This is a genomic window from Amycolatopsis sp. NPDC114504, from assembly GCF_055633595.1.
In genome coordinates, this window is the sequence record NZ_JBVKDU010000006.1 from 414,003 (window position 1) to 427,793 (window position 13,791).

The following is a 13,791-nucleotide window of genomic DNA, read 5'->3' on the forward strand; positions in this document are numbered from 1 at the left end:
TTCCCCTTGCTCGACTCGGGTGTATTCGACGTGCCGTCGAAACCGCTGGGGAGGCACACGAATGGCCGAACGGACGACGACGCCGTCGTTCCCCGGGGCCGCCGCACTGCGGCAGACCGGACGGCTTTACGGGCTCGGGCTGGACGTCGTCCGGCTGACGTTCCGCCGCCCGTTCCAGGTGCGTGAGCTGATCCAGCAGTTCTGGTTCATCGCGAGCGTCTCGATCCTGCCGACGGCGCTGGTCTCCATCCCGTTCGGCGCGGTGATCGCGCTGCACATCGGGTCGCTGACCACGCAGATCGGCGCACAGTCGTTCACCGGCGCGGCCAGCGTGCTAGCGATCATCCAGCAGGCCGCCCCGATCGTGACGGCACTGCTCATCGCCGGGGCCGGCGGCAGCGCGATGTGCGCGGACCTCGGCTCGCGCACCATCCGCGAAGAGATCGACGCGATGGAGGTCCTCGGCGTCTCGCCCGTCCAGCGGCTGATCGTGCCGCGGGTGCTCGCCGCCATGGGCGTCGCGGTCTTCCTCAACGGCATGGTGAGCGTCGTCGGCGTGCTCGGCGGCTACTTCTTCAACGTGATCATGCAGCACGGGACGCCGGGCGCGTACCTGGCCAGCTTCTCGGCGCTGGCGCAGCTGCCCGACCTGTGGATCAGCGAGATCAAGGCGGTCATCTTCGGCTTCGTCGCCGGCGTGGTCGCCGCCTACCGGGGGCTGAACCCCAAGGGCGGCCCGAAGGGCGTCGGCGACGCCGTCAACCAGTCGGTGGTCATCACGTTCCTGCTGCTGTTCGTGCTGAACCTGGTGCTCACCACCGTCTACCTGCAACTCGTGCCGCCCAAGGGGAGCTGATCGTGACGACCACGGAAGTCCCCAAGACCGCGCGGGTGCGCGAAGCCGTCGACCGCCGGTTCGGCTTCCTCGACACCCTCGGCGACCAGATCCTGTTCTTCCTCCGCGCGATCGCCTGGATCCCCCGGGCGATCCACCGGTACCTGCGCGAGATCGTCCGCCTGCTGGCCGAGGTCAGCTTCGGCAGCGGCGCGCTCGCCGTCATCGGCGGCACGATCGGCGTGATGATCGGGATGACCGTCGCCACCGGCACGGTCGTCGGCCTGCAGGGCTACTCCGCGCTCAACCAGGTCGGGACGTCGGCGTTCGCCGGGTTCGTCTCCGCCTACTTCAACACCCGCGAAATCGCGCCGCTGGTGAGTGGCCTGGCCCTGAGCGCCACCGTCGGCTGCGGGTTCACCGCGCAGCTCGGCGCGATGCGGATCTCCGAGGAGATCGACGCGCTCGAGGTCATGGGCATCCCCAGCGTCCCGTACCTGGTGACGACCCGGGTGATCGCCGGCTTCCTCGCCGTCATCCCGCTCTACGCGATCGGGCTGCTGTCGAGCTACCTCGCCTCCCGGCAGGTCACCGTCTGGTTCTTCGGCCAGTCCGCGGGCACCTACGACCACTACTTCCTGCTGTTCCTCCCACCCGGCGACGTCCTGTGGTCGTTCGGGAAGGTGCTCGTGTTCAGCGTCGTCGTGGTGCTGGCCCACTGCTACTACGGCTTCCGCGCGAGCGGCGGCCCGGCCGGCGTCGGCGTGGCGGTCGGCCGCGCGGTGCGCACCGCGATCGTCGCGATCAGCGTCCTCGACTTCTTCCTCTCGCTGGCGATCTGGGGCGCGACGACCACCGTGCAGGTGGCCGGATGAGACGGGAGACCCGCCACAAGGCCGGGGTCCGCACCGCCGGGGTGCTGTTCCTGGTGGTGATGGGCGTGCTCGTGACGCTCTCCATCAAGGTGTACGACAAGGACTTCGTCAGCACGGTCCCGGTGACGCTCAAGGCGAGCCGGATCGGCAACCAGCTTTCCCCTGGCGGGCAGGTCAAGGCCCGCGGGGTGCTCGTCGGCGAGATCCGCGAGGTCCGGGCGACGCCGCAGGGCGCCGAGATAGCGCTTGCCCTGGAGCCGGGCAAAGTGGACATGTTGCCGCGCAACGTGTCCGCGCTGCTGGTACCCAAGACGCTGTTCGGCGAGCGGTACGTCCAGCTGTCCATCCCGGACGGTGCCCGTGCCCCGCACTTGGCCGCGGGTGACACGATCGAACAGGACCGCTCGGCCAACGCGATCGAGCTGGAACGCGTCTTCGACAACCTGCTGCCGCTGCTCAAGGCCGTCCAGCCGCAGAAGCTCGCGACGACGCTGACCGCGGTGTCGACGGCGCTGCAGGGCCGCGGCGAACAGCTCGGGCAGACGATCGGCACCGCCGCGGACTACCTCAAGGACTTCAACCCGGAGCTCCCGCAGCTGACGTCGGACCTCCACGACCTGGCCACCGTCTCGAACCTCTACGGCGACATCGCCCCCGACCTGCTCGACGCGCTCACGTCCTCGGCCGTCACGCTCACCACGGTCAAGGAGAAGCAGGACGACCTCGCCGGGGTCTACCAGCAGGTGACGTCGTCGTCCCAGGAGGTCACGAACTTCCTGCAGAACAACCGCGACAACCTCATCGCGCTGGCCGCCGACAGCCGCGCGCCGCTCGAGGTCGCCGCGAAGTACTCCCCCAGCTTCGCCTGCACCATCAGTTCGCTCAGCGCCCTTGAGGGATCCATGGACAAGGTCCTCGGCGTCACCCGGAAGGAGCCCGGCCTGCACGCCGAGGTCTCGGTGACCGCCGACAGCGGCAAGTACCTGCCCGGCCGGGACGACCCGCGCTTCACCGGCGGCGGCGAGCCGCGCTGCTACCCCTCCGGCGTCGCCCCGACCACCGGCGTCGCCGCCGCGGCCCCGGGCAGCGCCGGGCACCCGCTGCTCACCGGCGGCGAGGGCGACCTCGGCGTCGCGAACTCCCCGCAGGAGGAGCAGCTGCTGGCCACGCTGGTCGCGCCGTCGATCGGCGTGCCCGCCGGGCAGGTCCCGGAGTGGAGCAGCGTGCTCGTCGGGCCGCTCTACCGCGGCACGGAGGTGAAGCTCAAATGAGGAACATCGCCTCCCCGCTCATCAAGAGCCTGATCTTCATCGTCATCACCGTCCTGGCGACGACGCTGCTGGCCGTGTCCATCACGAACTCCGGCGTCGGCGCGGGCGAGCACTACACGGCGAAGTTCCTCGACGCGACTTCGCTCAACGCCGGTGACGACGTGCGCATCTCCGGCGTCCGCGTCGGCCAGGTCGAAACGCTGGAGATCAGCGACCACAACCGCGCGCTCGTCGGGTTCTCCCTCGACCAGGGCCGCCGGCTGCCCGCCGACGTCCACGCGGTCATCAAGTACCGCAACATGGTGGGGCAGCGCTACATCGCCCTCGAACGCGGCACCACCGGCACCCGCGACCAGCTGCCCGAGGGCGGCGAGATCCCGCTGGACCGCACGACTCCCGCCCTGGACCTCACCGACCTGTTCAACGGCTTCAAGCCGCTGTTCCAGGCGCTGTCGCCGAACGACGTCAACGAGCTCTCCGGCGAGATCGTCCAGGTGCTGCAGGGCGAAGGCGGCACCGTCGAAAGCCTGCTGGCCCACACCGGTTCGCTGACCACCACCCTCGCCGGGCGCGACAAGGTGATCGGCGAGGTGATCGGGAACCTCAACTCGGTGCTCAAGACCGTCAACGGCAAGGGCGACGCGCTCGCGAACCTGGTGTCCACGCTGCGGCAGCTGGTGTCCGGGCTGGCCGGCGACCGCGCCGCGATCGGCGACGCCATCAGCGGGATCGGGGACCTGACGCAGTCGACGGCCGGCCTGTTCGAGCAGGCGCGCCCGCCGCTGAAGGAGAGCATCGCCGACCTGCAGGAGGTCGCCGGCACGCTGGTGCAGAAGCAGTCCGATGTGGACAGCTTCCTGACGAACCTCCCGGTGAAGTTCACCGAAATCGGCCGCGTCGCCTCCTACGGCACGTGGATGAACTTCTTCCTCTGCCGCGCCACGCTGCAGACCACACCCCCGCGCGGTGTGTACATCCCGACGGCGAGGTGCGACTCGTGAAGTCCTTCAAGGAGCGCAACCCGATCGCCCTCGGCGTCGTCGGCAGCGTCGCGCTGGCCGCGCTGCTGACCGTCACGCTCAACTACGACAACCTGCCGATCGTCGGCGGCGGCACCACCTACGAGGCCGAGTTCTCCGAGGCCGCCGGCCTGCAGGCGGACGACGAGGTCCGGATCGCCGGCATCAAGGTCGGCGAGGTCCGCGACGTCGCGCTGGCCGACGACCACGTCCTGGTGTCCTTCCGGGTCAAGAACGCGTGGATCGGCGACCGCACGACGGCCGACATCAAGATCAAGACGTTGCTGGGCCGCAAGTACCTCGCGCTGAACCCGACCGGCGACGGCGTGCAGAACCCGGACCAGGCGATCCCGCGCACCCGGACGGTCACGCCCTACGACGTCACCGACGCGTTCAACGGCCTGGCCGACACGGTCGGCGCGATCGACACCAAGCAGCTCGCGAACAGCTTCACCACGCTGTCGGACACCTTCCGCAACTCCCCCGAGCACGTCCGCAGCGCGCTCGACGGCCTGTCCCAGCTGTCCAAGACGGTCTCCAGCCGCGACGGCGAGATCGCCGAACTGCTGGCCAACGCGCGGAAGCTGACCACGACGCTGGCGAACTCCAACGAGGACTTCGAGAAGCTGATCGACGACGGCAACCTGCTGCTGACCGAGCTGAACCGCCGCCGCGACGCGATCCACGACCTGCTCACCGGCTCGGCGCGGCTGGCCGACCAGCTGCGTGGCCTGGTCGCGGAGAACTCCGACCCGCTCAAGAAGGCGCTGCAGTCGCTGAGCCAGGTGACCGACCTGCTGAAGCGGCAGAACGACAACCTCACCAAGGGCCTGCAGCTGGCCGGACCGTACTTCCGCGTGGTCACCAACACCACCGGCAACGGCCGCTGGATCGACGCCTACCTCTGCGGCCTGGTGCCGGAAAACCACAACCCCTGCACGACGCCGGGAGGCACCAGGTGAGCGCGCTGACCACCACCCGCGCCGGGGTGCTGACCACCCGGTTCGTCGCCGCCGCGATCCTGCTCGCGCTGGTCGTGACGGCCGCGCTGTGGTGGGTGTTCTCGGGCACCGGCCAGCACCACGTCACGGCGTTCTTCACCCGCGCGGTCGGCGTCTACTCCGGCTCCGACGTCCGCGTGCTCGGCGTCCGCATCGGCCAGGTCGACGCCGTCACCCCGCGCGGCGAGCAGGTGCAGGTGGACATGAGCATCGACGGCTCGGTCGGCATCGCCGAGGACACCACCGTGCTGGTGATCGCCCCCAGCGTCGTCGCCGACCGCTACGTCCAGTTCGCCAAGCCGGCCCGCGGCGGGCCGCGGCTGCCGAACGGCGCGTCGATCCCGGCGCGGCGGACCGCCACCCCGGTGGAGCTCGACCAGCTCTACGCCAGCCTCGACACGCTGTCGAAGGCACTCGGCCCGAACGGCGCGAACTCCCAGGGCGCGCTGTCGGACCTGCTCAAGACCGGCGCGCAGAACCTGCGGGGCAACGGGCAGGCGTTCAACGACAGCGTCCGCAACTTCGCCCAGCTCGCCCGGACGCTGGCCGGCAACTCCGGTGACCTGTTCGGCACCGTCGACGAGCTGCAGCGGTTCACGACCATGCTCGCCACCAACGACCAGCAGGTCAGCGGGGTCAACCAGCAGCTGTCGCAGATCTCCGGCACGCTGGCCGCGAACAGCGGCGAGCTGGCCCACGCCCTCGACAGCCTCGGCCAGGCGCTCGGCGACGTCCAAGCGTTCATCCGGGACAACCGAGGCGCGATCAAGTCCACTGTGGACAATCTGGTGACGACGACGCGGACGCTCGTCGAACAGCGTCAGTCGCTGGCCGAGACGCTCGACGGGGTCCCGCTGGCCGTGACGAACGTCCTCAACGCGATCGACCCGGCGACCGGGCAGCTGCTGGGCCGCGACAACGCCCTCGAGTACTACCCGCCGATGCCGCTGCCGGCCACCGGCGACGTCTACACGAACGGGGGCGGGCGATGAAACGGGTCCTGACCGCCGTGACCATCGGGTGCCTGGCCCTCGCGGGCTGCTCGCCCGGCGAGTTCAAGGGCGTCTACGACCTGCCGCTGCCGGGCGGCGCCGACCTCGGCGACCACCCGTACGCGGTGACCGCGCAGTTCACCGACGTCCTCGACCTCGTGCCGCAGGCCGCCGTGAAGGTCGGCGACGTGCCGGTCGGGCGGGTGCGGCAGGTCCGGCTGGGCGGCGACGGCTGGACGGCCGAAGCCGTGCTGGACGTCAACGGCGACGTCGTGCTGCCGGCCGGGGCCGTCGCGCGGCTGCGCCAGTCCAGCCTGCTGGGCGAGAAGTTCGTCGAGCTGGCCGCACCCGACGGCGCGGCGCCGGCCGCGGGCGGCGCGCGGCTGGTGAACGGCGCGGTGATCACCCTGGACCGCACCAACCGCAACCCCGAGTTCGAAGAGATCTTCGGTGCCCTTTCGCTGCTGCTCAACGGCGGCGGGATCGGCCAGCTGCAGACGATCAACCGCGAGCTGTCGAAGGTGATGGACGGCAACGAGGCGCAGATCCGCTCGTTCCTGGGCGGGGTGAACACCCTGATGACGGACCTGGACGCGCACCGCTCGGACATCACCGAAGCGCTGGACGGGCTGAACCGGCTGTCCTCGACGCTCGCGAACCGCCACGAGCAGGTCTCCGGCGCGCTGACCGACCTGACGCCCGGCCTGCAGACGCTCACCGACCAGCGCACCCAGCTCGTCTCGATGCTGCAGGCGCTGGACCGGCTTTCCACGGTGGCCACCGACGTCGTCGACCGCAGCCGCGACGACATGGTGGCCGACCTGCGGGCGCTCGCGCCGATCCTGGACCAGCTCGCCGACGCCGGGGCCGACCTGCCGAAGTCGCTGCAGATGCTGCCGACGTTCCCGTTCCCCGACTCGGTGCTCCCGGCGATCAAGGGCGACTACATCAACGCCTACGCGTCGATGATCCCGGCGCCCGGCGTGCCGCTGCCCGCACCCGGCGAGGGCGTGCCGCCGGACCTGCCGCAGCTCCCGCTCCCCTCGGGAGGCCAGTGATGCTGACGCGCAGAGTGCGGGTCCAGGTGGTGCTGTTCGTCGTGATCGCGCTGGCGACGACGGCGTTCGTCGGCGCGAACTACGCCGGGCTCGGCCGGCTCTTCGGTTCGGGCAGCTACACGGTGAAGCTGGAGCTGGCCGAAGGCGGCGGGCTGTTCACCAACGGCGAGGTGACCTACCGCGGCGTCGCCGTCGGCCGGGTCGGCGAGCTGCGGCTCACCGTCACCGGGACCGAGGCCGACCTGCTGATCGACGACGGCGCCCCGCCCATCCCGGAGGACTCCCGCGCGGTGGTGGCGAACCGGTCGGCCGTCGGCGAGCAGTACGTCGACCTGCAGCCGCGCACCGGCGACGCGCCCTACCTCACGGCGGGCTCGGTCATCCGGCGCGAGTCGACGACGCTGCCGCTGCCGGTCAATAGCCTGCTGACGGACCTGGACTCGTTCACCGCGTCGGTGCCGACCCAGGACCTGCGCACGGTGGTCGACGAGCTCGACGACGCCCTGCGCGGCGCCGGCCCGGACCTGCAGACGCTGATGGACTCGGCGACGACGTTCACGCACGAGGCGAGCGCGAACCTGCCCCAGACGTCGAAGCTGATCAACGACGGGGCGACGGTGCTGCGGACGCAGGTCGACTCGTCGGCGGAGTGGCGCTCGTTCAGCAGCAACGCCCGGGTGTTCGCCCAGCAGCTGGCCAAGTCCGACGGAGACCTCCGGCGGCTGATCGCGACCGCGCCGCCCGCGGCGACGGAGCTGTCTTCGCTGCTGAAGGAGAACGACCCGGGGCTGCCGATCCTGCTGGCCAACCTGCTGACGACGGCCCGGGTGTTCGGCACCCGCACCGCGGCGGAGGAGACGCTGTTCGCGAACCTGCCTCGCGCGGTCGCCGGGGTGGGGTCGGCGTTGAACCCCCAGGGCGACGCGCTGCGGATGGGGCTGGTGCTGAACTTCAATAACCCACCGCCGTGCAGCCAGGGCTACGAGGGAACGCAGCACCGGCCGAGCAACGACCTCTCGCCGTTGCCGCTGAACACGGACGCGGCCTGCACGCTGCCGTACGGGAACGAGAGTTCGGTGCGCGGCGTGCAGAACGCGCCGCACCCACCGGTCCCGGAGCCGGCGCTGCCGGGCGGCCTGACCGGACTCGACGGGCAGGCGACGTCGACGAGCCTCGAGGAGATGCTGTGGCTGCGCTGAAGCAGGGCGCTGTGGTGGTTTTCGCGGCCGCCGCGATCTTCGCGGGCTGGTCGGGCTACTCGTGGTACGCGGCATCGCACGACGCGTCCCTGACGTACGGGGTGGCCCGCGACGAGGCACTGTCGAGCGGGCGGACGCTGGTGGCGGAGCTGAACACCCTCGACTACCACGACGTGAACGGTGGTCTGGGTCGTTGGCTGTCGGCGTCGACGGGTCCCCTGCACGACCAGCTGGCCCGCACGGACTCGAAGACGAAGGAAGCCCTGACGGCGAACGCGACGGTGGCGACGGGCCGGGTCCTCGACGCGGCCCTGAGCGAGCTGGACGAACACGCGGGCACGGCGAAGATGCTGGCTTCGGTGGAGATCACGATGGCAAAGCAGGGAACGGCCCCGGCGGTGAAGCGCAACCGTTTCGCGGCGGCGCTGTCACGGACGCCAGACGGCTGGAAGCTCAGCGCGCTGGACCAGCTGCCGGTGGGTGCCCGATGAACCGCGCGCGGACGGTGGCCGAGGCTGGGGAGGCTCCGGTCGAGGTGGAGGAGGCCGAGGCCGGCTCCCCCGCGAGTGTGGCCGGAAGCAACTCGGCCACTACCGAACCTGCTGCCGACTCACTCGCGACCGAGCCCGGCGCCGACGAAGCCGCGGCTGATGGCGAGGCCGACCGGGCATCCGAGGCCGCCGAGCCAGCCGTAGCCGAGCCCGCCGGGGCCGCTGAAGCGTCAGTCGAGCCCGAAGCCGCTTCCGCTGAAGCCGACGCCAACGCCGAGCCGGCCGAGGCCGAAGACGAATCCGAAGGCGAACCCGCAGCTCAACCCCCCAAGCCCCGCCCCGCCTGGCTTCGCCTGCCCGCTCTCCTCCTCGCCGCCGCCCTCGTGCTGGCCGGGGCCGGGGTCTGGTTCACCCTCGAAGCCCACTCCGCCTCGAGCAACCCCGCCGCCGACAACCTCGCGCTCACCGATGTCGGCCAGACCTCCGAGGTCACCTCTTCCGTCACCCTCGCGATGAACCGGATCTTCTCCTATTCCTACGACAAGACCGACGTCACCGAAAAGGCCGCCGCCGCCGTGCTGCGCGGGTCCGCCAAGGATTCCTACGACAAGCTCTTCGCCCAAGTGCGGCAGAAGGCTCCCGAGCAGAAACTCGTGCTCACTTCGCGCGTTTCCGCGATCGCCGTGCAAGAACTCCAGAATGGTCACGCGCGGTTACTCGTCTTTCTCGATCAATCAGCCGTCCGGGCTGACAACAATGCGACCGACAGCGCCGCCGCGCAGCTTTCCGTGACCGCGGAACGCGCCGGCGACGGCTGGGTCGTCACCGAGCTCGAACCCCGCTGAACAACGAACACTTCACCGTTTCCGGGAGCACCCGGAACGGACGGGAAACGCACAAGGAGGACAACCATGTCCGTGGCAACGCAGCTGAGGAGAATGGCCGTGCTCACCTCGACGGCGGCCGTCGTGCTGACCGGGGTCGTCGTGACCCCGGCCTCGGCCGACGTCATCCCGATCCCCGTGTCCTACAAGGTCACCGGCAGCACCACGGTGAAGAAGACCGGCAGCGCCATGGCGCTCGGCCCCGGCTCGCTCAAGGGCAACCTGCTCATCGACGACCAGACCGGCTCGGTCGGGCTCAGCGCGGACCTCGCGCTGCCGCCTTCCCAGGCCGACATCTCCCTGCTCTCGGGCATCTTCCGCATCAAGGCCAAGGTCAAGGTGACCCCGCTCGGCCCGGCCACCGGCACGATCGCCGACGGCAACCTCGTCACCAAGGCCAAGGCCAACATGGAGATCTACGACATCTGGGCCGGCCCGATCATCCCGATCATCCCGCTGCCGACCGTCCCCGGCAGCTGCAAGACCAAGACCCCGCTCGACCTCACGCTGTCCGCGCAGGACATCGACATCACCGCGCCGGCCATCCGGGTCACCGGCACCTACACGATCCCCGAGTTCAACAACTGCTTCATCGCCGACATCGCCCTCGGCGCCCTGATTTCGGGGCCGGGCAACACCATTTCGCTCGACCTGGCCAGCGACGCCACCCTGAAGTGACCGACGCGGGTGGCGGGCGCAGTGCCCGCCACCCGCGCGGTGTCAGCAAGGAGCGGACGGATCTTCCTTCAGCGCGAAGCTGTCGTTGTCCCCGGCCGAGACGGCGAACACCGGGCCGCACCAAGGGAAGTACGTCTCACCGACGAGGTTCGAGCCCCAGGTCACCACCGAACCGTCGGCCTTGAGGGCGACGTTGTGGTTGAACCCGGCGTCGATGCCCACGACGTCCGAAAGCGCTTCCGGCGGCACCTCGGTCTGGTGGAAGTTGTCGCGGCCCCAGGCGTAGACCTGACCGTCCTTCAGCGCCAGGCTGTGGAAGAACCCGGCGGACACCGCCGTGACCCCCGAAGAAAGCCCGGCCGGCACCGTCGTCTGCCCGTAGGTGTTGCTGCCCCAGGCCAGCACGCCACCGTTCTTGAGGACCAGGTTGTGGTCGCCCCCGGCGGAGATCGCGGTGACCCCCGACTGCGCGGTCGCCGGCACGTCGGTCCGCGACCCCCAGCTCACCACCAGCCCGCCCTGCTTCAGCGCCAGGCTGTGCATGTTGGACGCCGAGATCGCGACGACCCCGCTGGACACCGACGCCGGCAGGGTCGTCTGGCCGTACCAGTTGTTGCCCCAGGCCAGGACTTTGCCGTTCTTGAGGGCCAGCTCGTGCCCCCAGCCCGACGCGATCTGGCTGACCCCGGACGTCGCCGCGGCCGGGATCTGGTTGGCACCCCAGTTGTTCGCGCCCCACGCGAGGACCGCGCCGTCCTTCAGCGCCAGCGCGGTCGTGCTCCCCGCCGACACCGCGGTGACCCCGGTCAGCGCGTCCGGCGGCGGGATGGTGACGTCGTAGTCCGGCTTGCCCCAGGCGATCACGCCGCCGACGGTGGCCGCGGACGCCGGCTGGGGGAACACCGAGACGGCCATCGCGGCCGTCACCGCGAATGCGGCGCCCTTCAGTGATACCCGTCCACAACGGGAAGTACCCGGCACGGTAGCCTCATTTCTCCGGTTTTGTTATCCGGGATTGCTTCGGCAAGATCACAAATGGTAGACCGGTGCGCACGGCACTTCGCCGCGCCGGCCGTTCTTTGTCAAAATCCGCCAAATCCGATGTCGCACCTACGCCGTCGCGCACAAGAAATCGAGACGGCCCGAGACCGCCTCACCCGCGACGGTGCGAAGTCTTGTTCCTTACTGAACTGGCGAGTAGCCTCGATTCCGGCAGATGGACCTCCACCTCGCACGCCGATGAAATCGCGACCCGCCGCCCGGGGCAATGGGGACGGTGAACGCGATGGGGGCTCACGGCGGCGAGCAATCGATCAGCCAAAGCCGAGACTGAACTGAATCAAAGGAGATGACAGGTATGTCCCGACTCAGCAGGCTGTCCGCCGGTTTCGCCACCACCGCGACCGCCATCGGCGCCATCGCGGTGCTGACCGCGGGCACCGCGGCCGCCGCCACCACCACCTACACCGCCGGGGGCACGGCGGGCGTCACCTACAACTGCACCTTCCCCGGCATCTCGCCGCAGCCGGTCGCGATCACCGCGCACCTGGACGCGCCGGACGTCGTCCCGGCGAGCACCACCGTCACCCCGGCCAACGTCGGCGGCAGCGCCACGATCAGCTCGACGGTCCACTCGCTGCTGACCGCGGTCGGCTACGACGGCATCCGGGGCAAGGCGACGGTGCCGGTCACGGCGTCGGCGGGCACGCTGTCGCAGCCGTCGGCTTCCGGGCTGGACATCCCGGAAGTGATCTACCCGACCGGCGGGCCGATCACGGTGGTCATCTCGCAGGACGCGGGGTCCAGCATCCCGGACTGGACCGCGCCGGCCTCCGCGGGCAGCGCCACCCTGTCGCTGACGAGCGGGCTGTCGGCGAACCTGGAGTTCCACAAGAAGTCCACCGGCGCCTGGGCGCCGTGGACGATGAACTGCACCCTCAAGGTGACGAGCCCGGCGCAGAACACCTCGTTCAGCCCGAGCATCACCGTTTCCTGACCGGGTTTCCCGGTGCGGGCCGGTTTTCCCGGCCCGCACCGGGACGTCCTGTCCGTTCCGAACACACCCAGGGACCCTGATGCCACGTCGAGCCCGGCCTCGCACCCTCACCGTTTCCGCGCTGGCGGCCGTCGGCTTGCTCTCCGCGGTGAACGGCGCGCTGACCGGGGTCGGTTCGGCCGCTCCCGCGCCCGCGGTCCCGCCGGACACGGAGGCCACGGCGTCGGTTTCGGTGACCTGCCCGTTCGCCGACCCGCTCGGCGCGCGCAAGCTCACGGCCGAGACGGCGGCGACGCTGCCCTCGCAGGCGAAGACCGGGACGTCGGCCACGATCGGCGGGTTCTCGGCGAAGCTCACGCTCCCCCGCGACGTCGCGCTGTCCTTCCTGCCGGAAGGCGCCACCGCCGGGTCGCTGCGCGGCAGCGTGCACGTCGACCTGGCCGTGCACCAGGACGACCGCGCGGACAAGGTGCCGGTCGACCTGACCGTCCCGGCCACCCCGCTGCCGGACACCGGTGACCTCACGCTGACGGCCACCGGCACCGTGCCGGAGATCGCCTTGAACACCGTCGGCGCCGTCACGTTCGACGTCGCCGCGCCGACGCTGGCCCTCGAAGCCGTGCCGCCACCGGACACCGCGGCCACGCAGCCGGCGCCGCAGATCGCGTGCACCCTCGACCCCGACCAGCCGACCGTCCTGGGCAAGATCATGGTCCTGCCGAAGGTGGTGCCGGACGCGAAGCAGGAACAGCAGGCCGCGGCCGCCGACGCTCCCGGTCCCGGCGATCCGCCGACCGAAGACGAGTTCGCGGTGCCGCTGAGCCTGGTCACGATCATGACGAAGTCGACGGTCCGGAAGCTCGGCGCGACCGTCACCGCCGATCCTGCGTTCCTGTTCAACGGCCTGTTCATCCTCAACCTGGTGGACGGCACCTCGCGCGTCACCGGCTCGACGACGTTCAACCCGGCGACGACCACGTTCCTCGGCTTCGGGTTCGTCCCGGTGACCGCGACGGTCGAGTTCCTGCCGGTCGACTACCGGAACAGCAAGATCATCGAGGTCGCCGGCAAGATCACCGACCAGCCCGACGGCACGCACCTGGAGACGACGCTGCAGGTGATGGCCCGGCTGAGCAACGCGAAGGTCAACGGCGTCCCGCTCGACCTCGGCCCCGACTGCGTCACCCGGGAGACGGTGACCCTCACGCTGAGCGGCCCGTACGAAGCCTTCGGCGTCGGGCACATCCGGACCGACGAGAACACGGGGTTCAAGCTCCCCGAGTTCGTCGGGTGCGGCGACGGCGGCCAGGACCTGAGCCCGCTGCTCTCCGGGATGAGCTCGGGCGAGGGCAACCAGGCCTTCGTCGACACGTACAACCTGATCGTCTGCACCGACCCGGACTCCACCCAGTGCCCGCCCGGGTCCGACGGACCGCCCCCGGAGACCCCGGCGGCGAAGAAGGCGGTCAAGCACTCGAACTGAGGGGGACGC

At 70.3% G+C, this 13,791-nt stretch carries 14 protein-coding genes; 13 read left to right on the plus strand and 1 reads right to left on the minus strand.

The window, feature by feature from the left end; translation table 11 throughout:
- The first annotated feature begins 61 nt into the window (after nt 1-61).
- The 11 genes from ACZ7PG_RS43735 (at nt 62) to ACZ7PG_RS43785 (ending at nt 10,303) form a co-directional block, all read left to right on the plus strand.
- Complete coding sequence (locus ACZ7PG_RS43735) at nt 62-856, plus strand: MlaE family ABC transporter permease (protein ID WP_360684440.1); 795 nt, start codon at nt 62-64, stop codon at nt 854-856.
- Nucleotides 857-858: 2 nt separating this feature from the next.
- Nucleotides 859-1,710: an MlaE family ABC transporter permease gene (locus ACZ7PG_RS43740; protein ID WP_470245102.1), complete on the plus strand. Its 852-nt coding sequence runs from the start codon at nt 859-861 to the stop codon at nt 1,708-1,710.
- Nucleotides 1,707-2,981 carry an MCE family protein gene (locus ACZ7PG_RS43745; RefSeq protein ID WP_470245103.1) on the plus strand — a complete coding sequence of 425 codons (1,275 nt, stop codon included), beginning with the start codon at nt 1,707-1,709 and terminating at the stop codon, nt 2,979-2,981. Before ACZ7PG_RS43740 ends, ACZ7PG_RS43745 begins: the two co-directional genes overlap by 4 nt.
- The gene (locus ACZ7PG_RS43750) at nt 2,978-3,982 is read left to right on the plus strand and encodes an MCE family protein (RefSeq protein ID WP_470245104.1); all 1,005 of its coding nucleotides are present in this window, start codon (nt 2,978-2,980) and stop codon (nt 3,980-3,982) included. Before ACZ7PG_RS43745 ends, ACZ7PG_RS43750 begins: the two co-directional genes overlap by 4 nt.
- Nucleotides 3,979-4,962, plus strand: a complete 984-nt coding sequence (locus tag ACZ7PG_RS43755) for an MCE family protein (protein WP_470245105.1) — start codon at nt 3,979-3,981, stop codon at nt 4,960-4,962. The genes ACZ7PG_RS43750 and ACZ7PG_RS43755 overlap by 4 nt, the downstream gene beginning before the upstream one ends.
- The gene (locus ACZ7PG_RS43760; RefSeq protein WP_470245106.1) at nt 4,959-5,993 is read left to right on the plus strand and encodes an MCE family protein; all 1,035 of its coding nucleotides are present in this window, start codon (nt 4,959-4,961) and stop codon (nt 5,991-5,993) included. Before ACZ7PG_RS43755 ends, ACZ7PG_RS43760 begins: the two co-directional genes overlap by 4 nt.
- Nucleotides 5,990-7,051, plus strand: coding sequence for an MCE family protein (locus tag ACZ7PG_RS43765; protein WP_470245107.1), 1,062 nt, complete (start codon nt 5,990-5,992; stop codon nt 7,049-7,051). Before ACZ7PG_RS43760 ends, ACZ7PG_RS43765 begins: the two co-directional genes overlap by 4 nt.
- Nucleotides 7,051-8,250, plus strand: a complete 1,200-nt coding sequence (locus ACZ7PG_RS43770) for an MCE family protein (protein WP_470245108.1) — start codon at nt 7,051-7,053, stop codon at nt 8,248-8,250. The genes ACZ7PG_RS43765 and ACZ7PG_RS43770 overlap by 1 nt, the downstream gene beginning before the upstream one ends.
- The gene (locus tag ACZ7PG_RS43775; protein ID WP_470245109.1) at nt 8,238-8,741 is read left to right on the plus strand and encodes a hypothetical protein; all 504 of its coding nucleotides are present in this window, start codon (nt 8,238-8,240) and stop codon (nt 8,739-8,741) included. Before ACZ7PG_RS43770 ends, ACZ7PG_RS43775 begins: the two co-directional genes overlap by 13 nt.
- The gene (locus ACZ7PG_RS43780) at nt 8,738-9,586 is read left to right on the plus strand and encodes a hypothetical protein (protein WP_470245110.1); all 849 of its coding nucleotides are present in this window, start codon (nt 8,738-8,740) and stop codon (nt 9,584-9,586) included. The genes ACZ7PG_RS43775 and ACZ7PG_RS43780 overlap by 4 nt, the downstream gene beginning before the upstream one ends.
- Nucleotides 9,587-9,652: 66 nt before the next feature.
- Nucleotides 9,653-10,303, plus strand: a complete 651-nt coding sequence (locus ACZ7PG_RS43785) for a hypothetical protein (protein WP_470245111.1) — start codon at nt 9,653-9,655, stop codon at nt 10,301-10,303.
- Nucleotides 10,304-10,345: 42 nt separating this feature from the next.
- Here ACZ7PG_RS43785 and ACZ7PG_RS43790 read toward each other — a convergent pair whose 3' ends face one another.
- Complete coding sequence (locus ACZ7PG_RS43790; RefSeq protein WP_470245112.1) at nt 10,346-11,218, minus strand: RCC1 domain-containing protein; 873 nt, start codon at nt 11,216-11,218, stop codon at nt 10,346-10,348.
- 442 nt (nt 11,219-11,660) lie between these two features.
- Between ACZ7PG_RS43790 and ACZ7PG_RS43795 the strand changes: the two genes are divergently transcribed.
- On the plus strand, nt 11,661-12,299 hold the full coding sequence (locus ACZ7PG_RS43795) for a DUF6801 domain-containing protein (RefSeq protein ID WP_470245113.1): 639 nt from the start codon (nt 11,661-11,663) through the stop codon (nt 12,297-12,299).
- Nucleotides 12,300-12,378: 79 nt separating this feature from the next.
- The gene (locus tag ACZ7PG_RS43800) at nt 12,379-13,782 is read left to right on the plus strand and encodes a DUF6801 domain-containing protein (protein WP_470245114.1); all 1,404 of its coding nucleotides are present in this window, start codon (nt 12,379-12,381) and stop codon (nt 13,780-13,782) included.
- The last annotated feature ends 9 nt before the right edge of the window (nt 13,783-13,791 follow it).